Source organism: Demequina phytophila (genome assembly GCF_000971135.1).
GTDB classification, from domain to species: Bacteria; Actinomycetota; Actinomycetes; order Actinomycetales; family Demequinaceae; genus Demequina; species Demequina phytophila.
Genome location: NZ_BBLW01000001.1, coordinates 12,061 through 28,550 on the forward strand (window position 1 = coordinate 12,061; position 16,490 = coordinate 28,550).

General features: G+C 72.7%; 17 protein-coding genes. 1 reads left to right on the plus strand and 16 read right to left on the minus strand.

Going from position 1 to position 16,490, the window contains the following annotated elements:
* Positions 1–119 precede the first annotated feature (119 nt).
* The 11 genes from AOM01_RS00040 to rpsB all read right to left on the minus strand — a co-directional run bounded on the left by AOM01_RS00040 (position 120) and on the right by rpsB (position 10,657).
* Positions 120–1,037 carry a GNAT family N-acetyltransferase gene (locus AOM01_RS00040; protein ID WP_062287195.1) on the minus strand — a complete coding sequence of 306 codons (918 nt, stop codon included), beginning with the start codon at positions 1,035–1,037 and terminating at the stop codon, positions 120–122.
* Entirely contained in the window at positions 1,034–2,188 is a 1,155-nt protein-coding gene (ispG, locus tag AOM01_RS00045) for a flavodoxin-dependent (E)-4-hydroxy-3-methylbut-2-enyl-diphosphate synthase (RefSeq protein ID WP_228374160.1), read from the minus strand. Before ispG ends, AOM01_RS00040 begins: the two co-directional genes overlap by 4 nt.
* Before the next feature lie 37 nt (positions 2,189–2,225).
* Positions 2,226–3,539 (minus strand): M50 family metallopeptidase, encoded by a 1,314-nt coding sequence (locus AOM01_RS00050; protein ID WP_062287202.1) that lies wholly within the window; start codon positions 3,537–3,539, stop codon positions 2,226–2,228.
* Positions 3,540–3,544: 5 nt separating this feature from the next.
* Positions 3,545–4,699 carry a 1-deoxy-D-xylulose-5-phosphate reductoisomerase gene (gene dxr / locus AOM01_RS00055; protein WP_062287208.1) on the minus strand — a complete coding sequence of 385 codons (1,155 nt, stop codon included), beginning with the start codon at positions 4,697–4,699 and terminating at the stop codon, positions 3,545–3,547.
* Entirely contained in the window at positions 4,696–5,259 is a 564-nt protein-coding gene (locus AOM01_RS00060) for a DivIVA domain-containing protein (protein WP_062287211.1), read from the minus strand. Before AOM01_RS00060 ends, dxr begins: the two co-directional genes overlap by 4 nt.
* Positions 5,259–6,368, minus strand: a complete 1,110-nt coding sequence (rlmN, locus tag AOM01_RS00065; RefSeq protein WP_062287214.1) for a dual-specificity RNA methyltransferase RlmN — start codon at positions 6,366–6,368, stop codon at positions 5,259–5,261. Before rlmN ends, AOM01_RS00060 begins: the two co-directional genes overlap by 1 nt.
* A complete protein-coding gene (locus AOM01_RS00070) occupies positions 6,365–7,525 on the minus strand; it encodes a phosphatidate cytidylyltransferase (protein ID WP_062287217.1) in 1,161 nt (386 codons plus the stop codon). The genes rlmN and AOM01_RS00070 overlap by 4 nt, the downstream gene beginning before the upstream one ends.
* Positions 7,526–7,556: 31 nt before the next feature.
* The gene (gene frr / locus AOM01_RS00075) at positions 7,557–8,105 is read right to left on the minus strand and encodes a ribosome recycling factor (protein WP_439645088.1); all 549 of its coding nucleotides are present in this window, start codon (positions 8,103–8,105) and stop codon (positions 7,557–7,559) included.
* A 32-nt stretch (positions 8,106–8,137) separates the two neighbouring features.
* Positions 8,138–8,884 (minus strand): UMP kinase, encoded by a 747-nt coding sequence (gene pyrH, locus AOM01_RS00080; protein ID WP_062287223.1) that lies wholly within the window; start codon positions 8,882–8,884, stop codon positions 8,138–8,140.
* A 64-nt stretch (positions 8,885–8,948) separates the two neighbouring features.
* Positions 8,949–9,788, minus strand: a complete 840-nt coding sequence (tsf, locus tag AOM01_RS00085) for a translation elongation factor Ts (protein ID WP_062287226.1) — start codon at positions 9,786–9,788, stop codon at positions 8,949–8,951.
* A gap of 11 nt (positions 9,789–9,799) precedes the next feature.
* Positions 9,800–10,657 (minus strand): 30S ribosomal protein S2, encoded by an 858-nt coding sequence (gene rpsB, locus AOM01_RS00090; protein WP_062287229.1) that lies wholly within the window; start codon positions 10,655–10,657, stop codon positions 9,800–9,802.
* Between the two features lie 336 nt (positions 10,658–10,993).
* On the opposite strand from rpsB, the gene AOM01_RS14285 reads away from it, so the two are divergent.
* Positions 10,994–11,497, plus strand: a complete 504-nt coding sequence (locus tag AOM01_RS14285) for a M23 family metallopeptidase (RefSeq protein WP_169746480.1) — start codon at positions 10,994–10,996, stop codon at positions 11,495–11,497.
* An 18-nt stretch (positions 11,498–11,515) separates the two neighbouring features.
* Here the strand turns inward: AOM01_RS14285 and AOM01_RS00100 are convergent, their stop codons facing one another.
* The 5 genes from AOM01_RS00100 to AOM01_RS00120 form a co-directional block, all read right to left on the minus strand.
* A complete protein-coding gene (locus AOM01_RS00100) occupies positions 11,516–12,340 on the minus strand; it encodes a FliA/WhiG family RNA polymerase sigma factor (protein WP_062287232.1) in 825 nt (274 codons plus the stop codon).
* Between the two features lie 14 nt (positions 12,341–12,354).
* The gene (locus AOM01_RS00105) at positions 12,355–13,284 is read right to left on the minus strand and encodes a tyrosine recombinase XerC (RefSeq protein WP_062287235.1); all 930 of its coding nucleotides are present in this window, start codon (positions 13,282–13,284) and stop codon (positions 12,355–12,357) included.
* Positions 13,285–13,389: 105 nt separating this feature from the next.
* On the minus strand, positions 13,390–14,538 hold the full coding sequence (dprA, locus tag AOM01_RS00110) for a DNA-processing protein DprA (protein WP_062287238.1): 1,149 nt from the start codon (positions 14,536–14,538) through the stop codon (positions 13,390–13,392).
* Complete coding sequence (locus AOM01_RS00115) at positions 14,535–16,043, minus strand: YifB family Mg chelatase-like AAA ATPase (RefSeq protein ID WP_062287241.1); 1,509 nt, start codon at positions 16,041–16,043, stop codon at positions 14,535–14,537. Before AOM01_RS00115 ends, dprA begins: the two co-directional genes overlap by 4 nt.
* Entirely contained in the window at positions 16,040–16,396 is a 357-nt protein-coding gene (locus AOM01_RS00120; protein ID WP_062287244.1) for a YraN family protein, read from the minus strand. The genes AOM01_RS00115 and AOM01_RS00120 overlap by 4 nt, the downstream gene beginning before the upstream one ends.
* Positions 16,397–16,490: the final 94 nt, after the last annotated feature.

Consider the following 16,490-nt stretch of genomic DNA (forward strand, 5'->3'; position numbering starts at 1 on the left):
CCGGTGCGGATGATTGGGAACATACTCCGCTTCGCGCCGTTTGGCACGCTTTTTCCGATTTTTCTTGTATGCAGGCAATGCTATGGGGACGATGCGGCGGTCGCCCCTCCCCGCAGGTTTCAGAACATCACGGTCGCGAAGGTGCCCACCCGGCTGAAGCCGACCGCGTCGTACGCGCGGATGGCAACGGGGTTGAAGTCGTTGACGTAGAGGCTCACCGTGGGGGCGAGCTGCGACCGCGCGGCGTCGATCACCGCGCCCAGGCCGGCGCGAGCGAGGCCGCGACCACGCAGGTCGGGGTGGACCCAGACGCCCTGGAGCTGCGCCACTCCCCCGCCGAGCGCGCCGACCTCGGCCTTGAACACCACCTGCCGACGCCCGTCGACCGTGCCCATCTGCAGGTAGGAGCGGCCGGCGCGGACCAGGGAGCGAAGCCGCTCCTCGTAGCCCGCGCGGCCATGGCGCATGGGGTCGTAGCCGACCTCGCCGATGAACATGTGCACGCACGCGGGAAGCAGCAGGTCGTAGTCGTCGAGCGAGGACCGGCGCACCGCCTCGAGGTCGAGCCCGGCGCCGTCGACGCCGGGCACGCGGGTGGGCTCGTGGTCGATCGCCATGGACACCTGACGCGCGCGCACCTCGCGCGCGGGGCCCCACCACGGCTCGAGCCGGCCCCACAGGTCAAGGGTGACGCCGGCCGGACCCACCAGCGCGGCGGGTCGCGTGAGCCGCGCGGCGGCGGCGGCCACCTCGGCGCGGAGCGTCTCGGCATCCTCGACGTCGTCCTCGGGCAGCACCGCGGACAGGTTGGCGCCGTTCCACACGAGACCCACGAGAGCGGAGTGCAGGCCGACCCGCCTGCGCACGGCCCACAGCGAGCCGGGCATGACGCCCGACGCGCGGGCGGTCTCCAGGTGCATGATCGGCACCACGTGGGCGACCGGATCCGCCATCGCCAGCGCGAGGGCGGCGTCGAGGTCACGCCGCTGCAGGGGCGCCAGCGAGTGCTGGGCGCGCCTGAGCAGCGAGTCCGTCATGACGCCGCGATCACCTCGGGGCTCGCGCCCTCGACGGGCTCCATGGTCTCGGCGATCTTCATCGCCTCCTCGATCAGGGTCTCGACGATGTCGCGCTCGGGCACGGTCTTGATGACCTCGCCCTTGACGAAGATCTGGCCCTTGCCGTTGCCGGACGCCACGCCGAGGTCCGCCTCGCGCGCCTCGCCGGGGCCGTTGACGACGCAGCCCATGACGGCGACGCGCAGCGGCACCTCCATGCCCTCGAGTCCGGCGGTCACCTTCTCCGCGAGCTCGTAGACGTCCACCTGCGCTCGTCCGCAGGACGGGCACGAGACGATCTCGAGCTTGCGGGGACGCAGGTTGAGCGCCTGGAGGATCTGGATGCCCACCTTGACCTCCTCGACGGGAGGCGCGGACAGGGACACCCGGATGGTGTCGCCGATGCCCTGGCTGAGCAGCGCGCCGAACGCGGTGGCGGACTTGATGGTGCCCTGGAAGGCGGGGCCGGCCTCGGTGACGCCGAGGTGCAGCGGCCAGTCGCCGCGCTCGCTCAGCATCTCGTAGGCGCGCACCATGACCACCGGGTCGTTGTGCTTGACGGAGATCTTGAAGTCGTGGAACCCGTGCTCCTCGAACAGGCTCGCCTCCCACACGGCGGACTCGACGAGCGCCTCCGGGGTGGGCTTGCCGTACTTCTCGAGCAGGCGCTTGTCGAGCGAGCCCGCGTTCACGCCGATCCGGATCGACGTGCCGTGGTCCTTCGCGGCCTGCGCGATCTCCTTGACCTGGTCGTCGAACTTCTTGATGTTGCCCGGGTTGACGCGCACCGCGGCGCAACCGGCCTCGATCGCGGCGAACACGTACTTGGGCTGGAAGTGGATGTCCGCGATCACGGGGATGTTGGACTTCGTCGCGATCGCCGGCAGCGCGTCGGCGTCGTCCTGCGTGGGGCACGCGACGCGCACGATGTCGCAGCCCGCGGCCGTGAGCTCCGCGATCTGCTGGAGCGTGGCGTTGATGTCGTGCGTCTTGGTGGTGGTCATCGACTGCACGCTGACGGGTGCGTCGCCGCCCACGTAGAGGTCGCCCACCTTGATCTTGCGCGTCTTCCGGCGGGGCGAGATCACGGGTGCGGGCATCGCGGGCATGCCGAGTCCGATGGCTGTCACGTTGTCAGTATCTCCCAAGGTTGTTGCGGCCCGGCCGTCACACCACGCTGACGGGCGCGACGATGTCCGCGTAGATGAGGATGACGCCCATGACAAGAAGCAGGGCGAAGACGCCGTAGGCGAGGGGCATCATGCGGGCCACGTCCACGGGGGCGGGCCGGGGCAGTCCGCGCACGCGCGCCCACCCGTTCTTGATGCCCTGCCAGAAGGCGGAGGCGATGTGCCCGCCGTCGAGCGGGACCAGCGGGATCATGTTGAAGGCGAACAGCGCGAGGTTGAGGCTGCCGAGCAGCATCAGCATGTCGGCGACCTTGTCGCCCACGCCGTAGCCGTCGAGGTCCGCGCTCGAGATCTCGCCGGCGACGCGGCCCACGCCCACGAGCCCCATGACGGAATCCGTGGTGCGCTCCTCGAGCCCCACCGAGGCGCGGGCCACGTGGTACACGTTCTCGGGCAGGTGGATGATCACGCCGGCCGTGGCGTCGAGCACGTAGCCGGTGTACTCGAGTCCGGCGCCGATCCCCTGACGCTGCGTCTCGGTCGTGGGCGCGATGCCCATGTAGCCGACCTCCTCGGTGACGGGATCGCCGGCGGCGTCGGTCACGACCGCGCCGTCCTCGTCGTACACGGTGCGCTCGCGCAGCGCGGGTGTGAGCGCCACGTCGAGGGTCTCGCCCGCGCGGTCCACGGTGAGGACCACCTCCTCGCCCGGGCGGTCGGCGACGTAGTCGGTGAAGGTCTCCCAGTCGGTCATCGGGGTGCCGTCGACGGCCGTGACGGTGTCGCCCGCCTGCAGGCCCGACTCGGACGCGGGGGACGCCGGATCGCCCGCGGCGCAGTCGACCGCGCCCGCGGCGGGCACGCACGGCGTGACCTGGGCGACCGTGAGCGTCGCATGGCCGGGGGTGCCGACGAGGAAGAGGACGCCGGTGAAGATGAGGATCGCGAGCACCAGGTTGACCGCCGGCCCGCCGAACATCACGATCGCCTTGCGCCACCACGTGAGGTGGTAGAACGCCCGGTGGTCCTCGCCCGGCTGGATCTCCTCGACGGAGGCCTCGCGGGTGTCCGCGATGAGCCGGGCGATGCGTCCGGTGCCGCGCACGGGCTTGACCGCCTCCGCGGGCGGGATCATGCCGACGAGCTTGACGTAGCCGCCGAGCGGGATCGCCTTGACGCCGTACTCGGTCTCCTTGCCGCGGCGCGACCACAGCGTGGGCCCGAAGCCGACGAAGTACTCGCTCACCCGCACGCCGAAGCGCTTGGCGGGGATCATGTGCCCCAGCTCGTGCAGCGCGATCGAGACCAGCAGCCCGACGAGCAGCACGAGCCACCCGATCACCTCAGCCATGTCTCCTACCTTCTCACTTCCGCGATCGCGCCCCGCGCCCGGCCACGCGCCCACGTCTCCGCCCGGTCGACCTGCTCGAGGCTGACCTCGGCGGGGGCGCTGTACTCCGCGACAACGCGCCGGACGGTGTCGACGATCCCGAGGAACGGCAGCTCGCCGTCGACGAACGCCTGCACGCACTCCTCGTTGGCGGCGTTGAACACCGCCGGGTGCAGCGGCGAGGCCGCGACCGCGTCGCGCATGAGGCGGATCGCGGGGAACGCCTCCTCGTCGAGCGGCTCGAACGTCCACGACTGCGCGTGGGTCCAGTCGAGCCGCGGGGCGACGTCCGCGAGCCGGTCGGGCCAGCTCAGGCCGAGCGCGATCGGCAGCCGCATGTCCGGCGGGGAGGCCTGGGCGATGGTGGCGCCGTCGACGAACTCCACCATCGAGTGCACGATCGACTGCGGGTGCACCACCACGTCGATGCGGTCCATCGCGATGCCGAACAGCAGGTGCGCCTCGGCCACCTCGAGCGCCTTGTTGACCATCGACGCGGAGTTGATGGTGACCACGGGGCCCATCTCCCAGTTCGGGTGCGCGAGCGCGTCCGCGGGCGTGACGCGGGCGAGCGACGCGCGCGAGCGTCCGCGGAACGCGCCGCCCGAGGCGGTGACCACCAGGCGGCGCACCTCGCCGTGAGCGCCGGAACGCAGCGACTGGGCGAGTGCGGAGTGCTCGGAGTCGACGGGCACGATCTGGTCGTCACGCCGCTTCGCCGCGAGCACCAGGGCGCCGCCGGCGACCAACGACTCCTTGTTGGCGAGCGCGAGGGTCGAGCCGGACTCGAGGGCCGCGAGGGTGGGCCGCAGGCCCACCGAGCCCGTCATCCCGTTGAGCACCACGTCGGCGCCGATGCGTGCGGCCTCGACCACAGCATCGTCCCCTCCCCTGACCTCGATGCCCGGGAGGGCGTCGGCGATCTCGGCGGCGACGGACTCGCGTGCGACGGCCACGTAGCGCGGACGATGCGCGCGCGCCTGGGCGACGATCGCACCCGGGTCGGATCCTCCGGCGGCGAGCGCGACCACCTCGAGGCGGTCGGGGTGCCGCGCGACGACGTCGAGCGCCTGGGTGCCGATCGAACCGGTCGACCCCAGCAGGGAGACGGTGCGGGTCATCCCTCGGAGACGCCGAGCAGGATGTCGACCATGCGCGCGAGGAACGCGTCCACGGTGCCCTCGTCGTAGGCCCGGCCGCCGATCGCGGTGCGGAAGGTCGCGCCGCGGACCTCGTCGGCGGTGAGCGGTGCGCCGCGGTCGAAGAAGGCGGTGATGCGCGTGAGCAGGTCGTCGACGTCGGTCGCGCGGTAGCCGGTCCCGACGGCGGACGGGTGGGCGAAGCGCTCGCCCGCCGGCCGGCGCAGGCGCGGGTACAGGGTCTGCGCCCGCTGCGCGAGGTCGGCCATCCACGCGTCCTGGCCGTTGGTGCGCACGTAGGACTCGCGCTGCCGCCCGATGAACGCCGCCTCGAGCCGGTCGAGCGCCGCGTCGACGGCGCCCGTGTCGTACCCGCCGTGCTTGAGGTCGAACGCCGTGCGCCGCACGTCGTTCGACACGAGCGCGCCGTCGGGCTGGCCCGGGCGCTCGTACGCGGCACGCGCCTGGTCGAAGAACTCGTCGACCTGGGTCGGGTGGTAACCGAGCTTCAGCGAGCCCACCTTAGGGAACAGGGCAGTCATCACCTCTCCTTGATGGCCAGCTGGCCGCACGCGCCGTCGATATCGCTGCCACGAGTATCCCTGATGGTGGTGGGAATCCCGTGCATGCGGAGGATGCGCACGAACTCCTGCTCGACCTTCGGGTCCGAGGCCGTCCACTTCGAGCCCGGCGTCGGATTGAGCGGGATCGGGTTGACGTGGACCCAGCCGTCGCCGCGGGCGTTGAGCTTCTTCGCCAGCAGCTCGGCGCGGTGCGCGTGGTCGTTGATGTCGCGGATGAGCGCGTACTCGATCGACACGCGACGGCCGGTGGCGTCGAAGTAGCGGCGTGCCGCGTCGAGCGCCTCGTCGACCTTCCAGCGGGCGTTGATGGGCACCAGGGTGTCGCGCAGCTCGTCGTCCGGCGCGTGGAGGCTAAGCGCGAGGGTGACGGGGATGCCCTCCCCTGCCAGCCGGTCGATGCCGGTGACCAGCCCCACCGTCGAGACGGTGACATGGCGCGCGGACAGGCCGAAGCCCTCGGGCGGTGGGCTGGTGAGCGCGCGCACCGCGGTCATCACGGCGCCGTAGTTGGCGAGCGGCTCCCCCATGCCCATGAACACCACGTTCGACAGGCGCACCGGATCGCCGCCGAGCTCGCCGTCGCGCGCCTGCTTGGCGGCGAGGCGGACCTGCTCGATGATCTCGCCGGCGGACAGGTTGCGGGTGAGGCCCATCTGCCCGGTCGCGCAGAACGGGCACGCCATGCCGCAGCCGGCCTGGCTGGTGACGCACAGGGTCGCGCGCTCGGGGTACTTCATCAGCACCGACTCGACCTTGGCGTTGTCGATGAGGTTCCACAGCGTCTTGACGGTCGCGCCCTCGTCCGCGGACAGCTGGGTGACGTGTGTGAGCAGCGGCGGGAACAGCTCGGTGGTGAGGGTGTCGCGCGCGGTCGCGGGCAGGTCCGTCATGTCCTCGGGGTCCACCGTCAGGTGGTCGTAATAGTGCGTCGCGAGCTGCTTCGCACGGAACGCCGGCTGGCCCAGCTGCTTCAGGGCGTCGACGCGCTCCGCGGGGTCGAGGTCCGCGAAGTGACGCGGCGGCTTGCCCCGGCGGGGCGCGAGCATGGGCAGGGTCGGAAGCGTCATGAGGTCCCCAGGAGCAGAGCGAAGACGATGTAGGCGACCGCGGCCGCCGGGAGCATGGAGTCGAGGCGGTCGAGCACGCCGCCGTGACCCGGGATGGCGCTGGACATGTCCTTGACGGACAGGTCGCGCTTGAGGACGGACTCGGCGAGGTCGCCGAGCACCGCCGCGACGACCGCGGCGGCACCCACCGCGGCGCCGACCCACCACCGGCCGTCGAGCAGCACGAGCGCGAAGATCGCCGCACCCGCGATGCCGAACACGGCGCCGCCGATCGCGCCCTCCCACGTCTTCTTGGGGCTCACGCGCGGGGCGAGCGGGCGCCGTCCGAAGAGCATGCCGGTGAACAGGGCGAACGTGTCGTTGAGGACCACGGCGGCGATGACGATGAGGATCCGCTTCCAGCCGTCGTCCGCCATCTCCATGAGGAGCATGAAGGACGCGAGGAACGGGATCCAGGTGAGGGTGAGGATGCCGACGAGCGAGTCGGACAGGGTGTTCTCGACGCGGTCGTCGACGATGCGCCAGGCCGTGACGCCCGCGCTGGCGACGAGCAGCGCGACCACGAGGCCCTCCCGGCCGCCGAACCAGGTCGCGACGCCCATGCCCACGGTCGCCATGAGGACCGGGGTGAGCGAGACGTGCATGCCGTGGCGCGCCAGGGCGTTGCGCCACTCGACCACCGCGGCGGCGCAGAAGCCGTAGATCGCGACGGCGAACGCGAGCGGATGCCACCACGCGGCGACCAGCGCGCCCACGGCGAGGACGACGCCCACGGCGCTCGCGAGGCCCAGGTTGCGGCCTGCGCGCGAGGTGGGTGCCGGGACCACGTCCCCCAGGGGGACGCTGACGTCCACCGGGTCCACCGCATCGTCCTCCCCCGCGGTGTGGGGCACGGCGATCGACTCGGCCTCCGCGACCGCCCGTGCCACCTGCTCGGCGGCGTGAGGCTCCGGTGCCGTCGCGGGCCCGTGCTCGACCGCGGCGTCGGCGGGGCCGGGCAGCTCCTCCTCGCCCTCGGGCAGGCCGGGAGGCCAGGCCGAGGGCGCGTCCGGTCGGGCGGCGTCGCCGGGGTGCACGGGCGCGAAGACGCCGCGCCCCTGCGTGTCGGGGCGCTCCGAGGTGCCGGGGTCCGCCTGCTGGCGGCGCCCCCACCTCATGAGACGCCCTGTCGCGCGGTCGCGTCAGGCATCAGACCGCGAGCAGCTCGCTCTCCTTGTGCGAGAGGAGAGCATCGATGGCGTCGACGTGCTTCTTGGTGAGCGCGTCGAGCTCCTTCTCGGCACGCTGGCCCTCGTCCTCGCCGAAGTCGCCGTCCTTGACGCCCGCGTCGATCGCGTCCTTGGCCTTGCGGCGCATGTTGCGGATCGTGACGCGGGACTCCTCGGCCTTGGTCTTGGCGAGCTTGACGTAGTCGCGGCGGCGCTCCTCCGTGAGCTGCGGGAGCACCACCCGCAGCACGGTGCCGTCGTCGGAGGGGTTGACGCCCAGGTCCGAGTTCCGCAGCGCGGTCTCGATCTCCTTCTTCGCGCTGGCGTCGTACGGGGCGATCACCACGGTCCGGGCCTCGGTCACGTTGATGGACGCGAGCTGCTGCAGCGGCGTGGGCGCGCCGTAGTAGTCGACGGCGATGCTCGCGAACATCGCGGAGCTGGCCTGGCCGGTGCGGATCTTCGCGAAGTTGTCCTTCGCGACGTCCACCGCGTTGTCCATGTTCTCCTCGGCCTCGAGGAGGATCATCTCAGTCACGCTTGTCTCCTTACGGTGCGGCGTCAGGCCGTCACCAGGGTTCCGATTCTCTCACCGAGCAGGGCACGAGTCACATTTCCAGGCGTGTCGAGACCGAACACCTGCATGGGCATGCGGTTGTCCATCGCCAGCGAGAACGCGGCGGCGTCCATCACCGCGAGGCGCTTCTGCAGCGCCTCCGCGTAGGTGACGGACTCGAGGCGCTCGGCGTCGGGGTCCTTGCGCGGGTCCGCGGTGTAGACCGCGTCGACGCCGTTCTTGCCCATGAGCACCTCGGAGCAGCGGGTCTCGAGCGCGCGCTGGAGCGACACGGTGTCGGTCGAGAAGTATGGCATGCCGGCGCCGGCGCCGAAGATGACGACGCGGCCCTTCTCCATGTGACGGATCGCCCGCAGCGGCAGGTACGACTCCGCCACCTGGCCCATGGTGATCGCGGTCTGCACGCGGGTGGTGACGCCCGCCTGCTCGAGGAAGTCCTGAAGCGCGAGCGCGTTCATCACGGTGCCGAGCATGCCCATGTAGTCGGCGCGCGACCGCTCCATGCCACGCTCGGACAGCTCCGCGCCGCGGAAGAAGTTGCCACCGCCGACGACGACGGCGACCTGCACGCCCTGACGGACCGCATCGGCGATCTCGCGGGCGACGCGGCTCACGACGTCGGGATCGAGGCCGAGCTGGCCTCCGCCGAACATCTCACCGGAGAGCTTGAGAAGCACGCGGCGCGCCGCCGGGGCCTCCTTGCCTGGGATCAGATCGCTGGTCTCGGACAAGGAATGCCTCCTGACGGCGCGCCGCGCCTTGCTCGTTTATGGGGTGGTGCTGATGCCTCGAGGCTTAGGCTCCCACACGGAAGCGGGCGAAGGCGACCACGTCGCCACCCGTCTCCGCGACGACCTTGCCGACCGTGGTCTTGGGGTCCTTGGCGAAGGCCTGCTCGAGCAGGACGTTCTCCTTGAACCAGCCGTTGAGGCGGCCCTCGATGATCTTCGGCAGCGCGGCCTCCGGCTTGCCCTCGGCGCGCGAGACCTCCTCGGCGACGCGACGCTCGTTGGCGACGGTCTCCTCGGGGGCGTCCTCACGGGTGAGGTACGCGGGCGAGTAGGCGGCGGTGTGCATCGCGACGTCCTTGGCGACCGAGGCGGCCGAGGCGTCGGTGCCGACGAGGACGCCGACCTGAGCCGGGAGGTCCTTGTTGGTGCGGTGGAGGTACTCGGTCACGACCGGGGCCTCGACGCGCGCCACGCGACGCAGGACGATCTTCTCGCCGAGCACGCCGGCGTTGGCGTCGATGACGTCCTTGACCGACTCGCCGTCGAGGTCGGCCGCGAGGGCCTCCTCGGCGTTCGAGGCGCCTGCCGCAACGACCGCGCCCAGGACCTTCTCCGCGAGGGCGATGAACTTCTCGTTCTTCGCGACGAAGTCGGTCTCGGAGTTGAGCTCGAGCAGCGTGCCGACCTGGCCGCCGTCGACGTCCGTGATGGACGCGAGGACGAGGCCCTCGGAGGCCGAGCGGCCCTCACGCTTGGTGACGCCCTTGAGGCCCTTCACGCGAAGGATCTCGACGGCCTTGTCGACGTTGCCGTCAGCCTCGTCGAGCGCCTTCTTGACGTCGAGCATGCCGGCACCCGTGCGCTCGCGGAGCGCCTGGATGTCCGCAACGGTGTAGTTCGCCATGTGATGCGTCCTTACTTCTCGTCGGCCGCGGCCTCGGGGGCCTCGGCCACGGGGGTGGTCTCAGCGGCGGGGGCCTCCTCGGCCTTCTCCTCCGCCTTCGCGCCGTCGAGGAGCTCCTGCTCCCACTCGGCGAGCGGCTCCGCGTCGGCCTCGACGCCGGCACCGGCGTTGCCGCCGCCCGCACGCAGGCGCAGACCCTCGGCGACCGCGTCCGCGATCACGCGGGTGAGCAGGCCCACCGAGCGAATGGCGTCATCGTTGCCGGGGATGCCGTACGAGACCTGGTCGGGGTCGCAGTTGGAGTCGAGGATGCCGACGACGGGGACGCCGAGCTTCTTCGCCTCGTCGACCGCGAGGTGCTCCTTGTTGGTGTCGACGATCCACACGACCGAGGGGACCTTGCCCATGTCGCGGATGCCGCCGAGGGTCTTGTCGAGCTTCTCCTTCTCGCGACGGAGGTTGAGCAGCTCCTTCTTGGTGCGGCCCGAACCGGCGACGTCGTCGAAGTCGATCTCCTCGAGCTCCTTGAGGCGCGCGACGCGCTTGCTCACCGTCTGGAAGTTGGTGAGCATGCCGCCCAGCCAGCGCTCGTTGACGTAGGGCATGCCCACGCGCTTGGCCTGCTCGGCGATCTGCTCCTGCGCCTGGCGCTTGGTGCCGACGAAGAGCACGGTGCCGCCGTGCTGGACGGTGTCGCGCACGAACGAGTACGCGTCATCGATCTTCGACAGCGACTGCTGGAGGTCGATGATGTAGATGCCGTTGCGCTCGGTGAAGATGAAGCGCTTCATCTTGGGGTTCCAACGGCTGGTCTGGTGACCGAAGTGGACACCCGAGTCGAGCAGCTGGCGCATGGTCACGACGGCCATGGCACTTCCTTTCGCACGCGCGCGGCGCGTGCCTTCATTCGTGGCACCCTGGCGGGTGCCGGTTTCGGTTGACGATGCGGGCCGGACGGCTCACATCCCTGGCGTCACCGCGGTCGGGCACCGATTGCTCGGACCTCGCCCTTCCGGCGTCTCCCTGGCGGGAGCCGTGTGACGCGCGACGTCATCCGGGCATGCCGGATGCGGGGTCAATCGTACCGGAGGGAGGGGCCCCGCGCGAACCATTCCTGTGGTCCCCGGCCCCCGGCGTCAGCGAGACCGTCCACAGGCGGGGCCATGGGGCTCGCCGCCAAGGGCCGGCGGGCGCATCGTCGACCCATGACACGGTACCTGCGAGGCGCGGCGACGCTGGCGGCGGCGTGTGCGCTGATGGGAGCGGCCGGGGCGGCCGGCGCTTTGCCGGTGCTCGTCTCGCCCGTCGAGCCCATGCGCGCGGACGCGCTGTTCGTGGCGCCGCGCGCGCCGTGGGCGGCCGGTCATCGCGGCATCGACCTGCGTGCCGCCACGGGCCAGCCGGTGCTCTCACCCGGCGACGGCGTCATCGCCTTCTCGGGCCCCGTGGTGGACCGCGGGGTCGTCACGGTGGATCACGGCGGCGGCGTGGTGACCTCGCTGGAGCCGGTGGAGCACTCTCCCCCGGCCGGCACCGAGGTCCGGAGCGGCGAGGCCATCGCCGTGGTCGGCGAGGACGCGGGCCACTGCGCGCCCGTGACGTGCGTGCACTGGGGCGTGCGCGTGAACGGCGAGTACCGCGACCCGCTGGACCTGCTCGCGGGCTTCGGACCGGTGGTGCTGCTGCCGCTGCCGGACGGCGACGGGTGACGCGCTCCGGCGGCGGCGTCAGCTGAAGGCGCCTGTGCGCACCAGCGACTCGCGGAGCTTCTTCACCGCCGCGGAGTGGATCTGGGACACCCGGGACTCCGTCACCCCGAGGATCTCTCCGATCTGCGCGAGCGTGAGGTTCTCGTAGTAGTAGAGGCGCAGGACCTCCTGCTCGCGGTCGCGCACCCCCTGCACCGCGGCCGCGAGCAGGGCGGACGTCTCGCGCGCCTCGAGGCGCGTCGACGCGTGCATCATGGCGGGCGAGCCGAGCGTGGGGATCGGCTGCGTGTCGGGCTCGGCGGGCATGCCGTCGAGGGCGGCCACGTGCGAGAGGGCGACCTGGGCGCGCACGGTGCGCACCTCCGCCGTCGCCCACCCGAGATGCACGGCGACGCGCTCGTCGGTCACAGGGCCCAGGAGCTCCTGCTCGAGCTGGCGCGTGGCGTGCTCGAGGGCCCGAGCCTTCGAGCGCACGGAGCGCGGCACCCAGTCGGCTGCGCGGAGCTCGTCGATGATGGCGCCGCGGATCCGCGTCGACGCGTACGTCTCGAACTTGAACCCGCGGGCGGGTTCGAACCGCTCGACCGCGTCGATGAGGCCGAACATGCCGTAGGACACGAGGTCGGCGAGCTCGACGGTGTCGGGCAGCTTGGCGATGACGCGCGTCGCGACCTGGGTGACGAGCGGCGCGTAGTGGGTGATGAGCGCGTCGCGTGCGGCGGCGCGATCGGGGCCGTCGGCGGCGTACAGCTCCCACCAGGTGGCGGTGACGCCCGCGGTCTCCCGCACGGCGGCGGGGGCCTCGGGCTCGGTCTCGGCGAGCAGGGCGTTGAGCTCGGACATGATGGCGTCTCCCTCTAGGCGCGCGGATGTGCGAGGTGGTAGGCGGCGCGGAGCCGCTCGGCGGACACGTGGGTGTAGCGCTGGGTGGTGGCGAGGCTGGCGTGACCCAGGACCTCCTGGACGCTTCGCAGGTCGGACCCGCCGGTGAGCAGGTGCGTGGCGGCGGTGTGGCGGAGCGCGTGGGGCGCGACCTCGTCGACACCCGCGAGGCGGCACAGCTCGTGGACCGCCTCACGCACCTGGCGCTGGTCGACGCGCTGACCGCGGCGTCCGAGCAGCAGCGCCGCGTCGGTCCGGGGCGCCACGAGCACGGGCCGGCCGCGCTCGAGCCAGTCGGTCACGGCCCGCGCCGCGGGGACACCGAACGGCACCACGCGCTCCTTGTCGCCCTTGCCGACCACACGGATGAGGCGCTCGTCGAGGTCGACGTCGCGGAGGTCGACCCCCGCGAGCTCTCCCACGCGCATGCCCGTCGCGTAGAGCAGCTCGACGGCGGCCCAGTCACGCAGGTGGATGGCGTCGCCGTCGTCGGCGCGGGTGCGCGCCACGTCGAGCAGGGTCACGACGTCGGTCGCGGACAGCACGGTCGGCAGCACCGAGGCGGGCCGCGCCGAGGCGAGGCGGAGCGCCGGGTTGGGGACGATCCGCTCGGCGTCGACGGCCCACGCATAGAAGGCGCGCGCGGCGGCGCCGCGCCGCGCGAGCGTGGTCCGGCTCAGGCCGTCCCCATCCATCGCGGCGAGCCATGCGCGCAGGTCGGCGAGCGTCACGGCGCTCAGGGCCGGGTCGAGCTCCGAACCCCGGACGACGCCGAGGTGCATGCCGAGGTTGACCAGATCACCCAGGTACGCGCGCACCGTGTTGCCCGAGAGGCCGCGCTCATGGCGCAGGTGCCCCTCGAAGGCGGCGAGCAGCTCGCTCGCGGCGGCGTCCGTGCTGGTCATGGCGACACCATGGCACCGTCCCACACGTCAAATCAATACCTTCAGTCACATTTGTCACATCACCCACTTGCATCACGCCAGGTATGTACGGGAATGTCCGAATGATCAGGCGTTCGCGGCACCCTCGCTCCTGGCCCACAGGCCCCTCGACGCCCGCGCGAGCCCACGTCCCGCGAGGCTCGCGAGGGCCTGCTTCGCCTCCTTGTCCGTCAGGCCGGCGGCGATCGCGATGGCGGAGACCGGGGCTCCGCGGGTGGGGATCGCGCCGTACGCCTGGCGCTCCGCGCGCGACGCGAACTCCGGACCGTCGGGCTCCGGGATCTGCTCCTCGGGCGCCTCCCCGACCGGCGTCACCAGCTCGAGGGCGTCCGCGGCGGACACCACGATCTCCGCCTCGTGATCCCGGATCAGCCGCAGGCACCCCGCCGAGGATGCGGACGTCACCGGCCCGGGCACCGCACCCACCGTCCTCGCGAGCGCCCCCGCGTGCCGCGCGGTGCTCAGCGCGCCCGACCGATGCGCCGCCTCCACCACGATGGTCGCTCCCGCGGTCGCGATGAGGCGGTTGCGGCTGAGGAACCTCTGGCGGTGCGGGGCGAAGCCGGGCGGCTGCTCGCTCACCACGGCCCCGGTCGCGATCACCCTCGCGAGGAGCGCCGCGTTGCCGGCGGGATAGAGGTGGTCGACGCCTCCGGCCAGCACCGCGACGGTGATCCCACCGGCCGCGAGCGCCCCGCGGTGCGCGGCGACGTCGATCCCATACGCTCCACCGCTGACGACGGTGACGCCGCGGTCCGCGGCGACCGCCGCGATCTCGGTGGCGACGTGCTCGCCGTACGCGGTCGCGGCCCGCGCCCCCACGACGGCGACCGACCGCCGCCACACGAGGTCGAGGTCCGCCTCTCCCCTGACCCACAGGGCGTGGGGTGCCTCCGCGCCGAGGTCGTCGACGGCGGCGGGCCATCCCGGATCCCCGGCGGTGAGCACGCGGGCGCCCGCACGGGTGGCGAGCTCGACGAGCCGCTCGGGGGTCGCCGCCGCGAGACGCGGCGTCCAGCGGCCCAGGGCGGCGATCGCACGGTCGACGTCGCCCGGATGCGCCGCCAGCGCGACCGTCGCACCCACCGGGTCGCGCGCCGCCTCCCGTATCCACGCGAGGGCACCGGCGTGGCCGAGCAGCGCGACGAGCCAGCGCGCCTGGGCGTCGTCAGGCTCGGCGATCGCGCTCCACACCAGCGCGGCCCCCGCGGTCATGCGGCGAGCCCCTGTCGCAGCGCGAGCGCCTCGGCGACGTGCCCACCGCGCGGCGAGGTCGCCCCCTCGAGATCGGCGAGCGTCCAGGCGAGGCGGAGCGCACGGTCGAAGCCGCGCGCGGAGAGCACTCCCCTGTCCACCGCGGTCCACAGCCCGGCGCACGCGGCGCGAGACGTCACCGCACGCAGCCACGCGCCCGAGGCCTGCCCGGACACGGACCACCCGTGGGGCGCGAGGCGCTCCCGGGCGACGGCACGCGCCTGCGCGACGCGTGCGGCGACGAGCGCGCTCGCCTCGCCCGGGCGGTCCGACCGTGCGGCCGCGCCCACGTGGACCTGGATGTCGATGCGGTCGAGCAGCGGTCCCGAGAGCCTGCCGAGGTAGCGGCGGCGCGCGATCGACGTGCATGAGCACGCCTCCCCCGTGCCGGCGAACCGGCCGCAGGGGCACGGGTTGGCGGCGAGCACCAGCTGGAAGCGCGCCGGGTAGCGCGCGGCGCCGTGCGCGCGATGGAGGACGATCTCCCCGCGCTCGAGCGGCTGCCGGAGCGTGTCGAGCACCCGGGTGGGGAACTCCGGGGCCTCGTCGAGGAAGAGCACGCCGGCGTGGGCGCGCGACACCGCACCCGGCCGGGCGACGCCGGAGCCCCCGCCCACGATGGCGGCGGCGGAGGCCGTGTGGTGGGGCGCCTCGAAGGGCGGCTTCCGCACGAGCCCCTCGGAGGCGTCGAAGGTGCCCGCAAGGGAGTGGACGGCCGCCACCCGCACCGCCTCGTCGTCGTCGAGGTCGGGCAGGATGCCGGGCAGGCGCTCGGCGAGCATGGTCTTGCCCGCCCCGGGCGGCCCGACCATGAGCAGGTGGTGACCGCCGGCGGCGGCGACCTCGAGCGCGACGCGCGCCGCAGCCTGTCCCCGCACGTCCGCGAGGTCCGGCGGTTCGCCCTGCGTCACCCGCGCGACGGGCGCCCGCACCGCCTGGAGCGAGGCGGGGTGCGCGTCGGCGCCGAGCCGCTGGAGCACCGTGGCGAGCGCGACGGCTCCGTCGATGCGCGCCCGGCTCACGAGCCGCGCCTCGGCCGCGTTCCCCGCCGGCACCACCAGGTCGGGGCTCCCGGCCTCGACGGCGGCGGCGACCGCGGGCAGCACGCCGCGCACCGGCCGTACGCGTCCGTCGAGTCCCAGCTCGCCGAGGAACACCGTGTCGCGCACGCGCGCGGGCTCCACGGTCCGCGCGGCGGCGAGCACGGCGATGGCGATCGCGAGGTCGGTGGCGGGGCCGGACTTGGGCAGCGAGGCGGGCGACAGGTTCACCGTGATCCGCCACCGCGGCCATGCCACGCCAGACGAGGAGACCGCGGCGCGCACGCGGTCCTTCGCCTCGGCGAGCGACGCGTCGGGCAGCCCCACGATGGTGAACGCGGGCAGCCCCTGCGCCACGTGCGCCTCGACGTCGATGAGGTGCCCGGCAAGCCCCGTGAGGACCACCGACCGGCAGCGCCCGATCATCCGATGCCCCTCACATGCTCGAGCACCGCGGCGCCGGCGCGCGGGAGCGTCACCGCGACGACGTCGATGCGCGCGCCCGTCCACCCGCGTGGTTGCTCCGCGAGCCACTCCCCCGCGAGCAGACGCAACCGTCGCACCTTGCGCACCGTGACGGCCGCGAGCGCGCCGCCGAACGCGTCCGAGCGCCGCGTCTTCACCTCGACGAACACGACCTCGTCGCCCTCGCGGGCGACGATGTCGACCTCCCCGAGCGCGCACCTCCAGTTGCGCTCCAGCACCTCCCAGCCGTCCGCGACCAGCCGCCGTGCGACCAGCTCCTCGCCGTACCGGCCCACCTCGTCCTTGACCGCCATCGCCCCACCTCCACGAGCCACGGTGGACGATGCGCGCGTCGGCCGCCCCTGCCCGGCCGGCTTCTGTGGAGGGGAGGCGGGTACGGAGGTCTTG

Excerpts from the sequence above, each read along its gene's own strand:
- AOM01_RS00040 (WP_062287195.1), bottom strand. The coding sequence starts at position 1,037 with ATGACGGACTCGCTGCTCAGGCGCGCCCAGCACTCGCTGGCGCCCCTG.
- AOM01_RS00050 (WP_062287202.1), bottom strand. The coding sequence starts at position 3,539 with ATGGCTGAGGTGATCGGGTGGCTCGTGCTGCTCGTCGGGCTGCTGGTC.
- dxr (WP_062287208.1), bottom strand. The coding sequence starts at position 4,699 with ATGACCCGCACCGTCTCCCTGCTGGGGTCGACCGGTTCGATCGGCACC.
- AOM01_RS00060 (WP_062287211.1), bottom strand. The coding sequence starts at position 5,259 with ATGACTGCCCTGTTCCCTAAGGTGGGCTCGCTGAAGCTCGGTTACCAC.
- rlmN (WP_062287214.1), bottom strand. The coding sequence starts at position 6,368 with ATGACGCTTCCGACCCTGCCCATGCTCGCGCCCCGCCGGGGCAAGCCG.
- AOM01_RS00070 (WP_062287217.1), bottom strand. The coding sequence starts at position 7,525 with ATGAGGTGGGGGCGCCGCCAGCAGGCGGACCCCGGCACCTCGGAGCGC.
- frr (WP_439645088.1), bottom strand. The coding sequence starts at position 8,105 with ATGATCCTCCTCGAGGCCGAGGAGAACATGGACAACGCGGTGGACGTC.
- tsf (WP_062287226.1), bottom strand. The coding sequence starts at position 9,788 with ATGGCGAACTACACCGTTGCGGACATCCAGGCGCTCCGCGAGCGCACG.
- rpsB (WP_062287229.1), bottom strand. The coding sequence starts at position 10,657 with ATGGCCGTCGTGACCATGCGCCAGCTGCTCGACTCGGGTGTCCACTTC.
- AOM01_RS14285 (WP_169746480.1), top strand. The coding sequence starts at position 10,994 with ATGACACGGTACCTGCGAGGCGCGGCGACGCTGGCGGCGGCGTGTGCG.
- AOM01_RS00100 (WP_062287232.1), bottom strand. The coding sequence starts at position 12,340 with ATGTCCGAGCTCAACGCCCTGCTCGCCGAGACCGAGCCCGAGGCCCCC.
- AOM01_RS00105 (WP_062287235.1), bottom strand. The coding sequence starts at position 13,284 with ATGACCAGCACGGACGCCGCCGCGAGCGAGCTGCTCGCCGCCTTCGAG.
- dprA (WP_062287238.1), bottom strand. The coding sequence starts at position 14,538 with ATGACCGCGGGGGCCGCGCTGGTGTGGAGCGCGATCGCCGAGCCTGAC.
- AOM01_RS00115 (WP_062287241.1), bottom strand. The coding sequence starts at position 16,043 with ATGATCGGGCGCTGCCGGTCGGTGGTCCTCACGGGGCTTGCCGGGCAC.
- AOM01_RS00120 (WP_062287244.1), bottom strand. The coding sequence starts at position 16,396 with ATGGCGGTCAAGGACGAGGTGGGCCGGTACGGCGAGGAGCTGGTCGCA.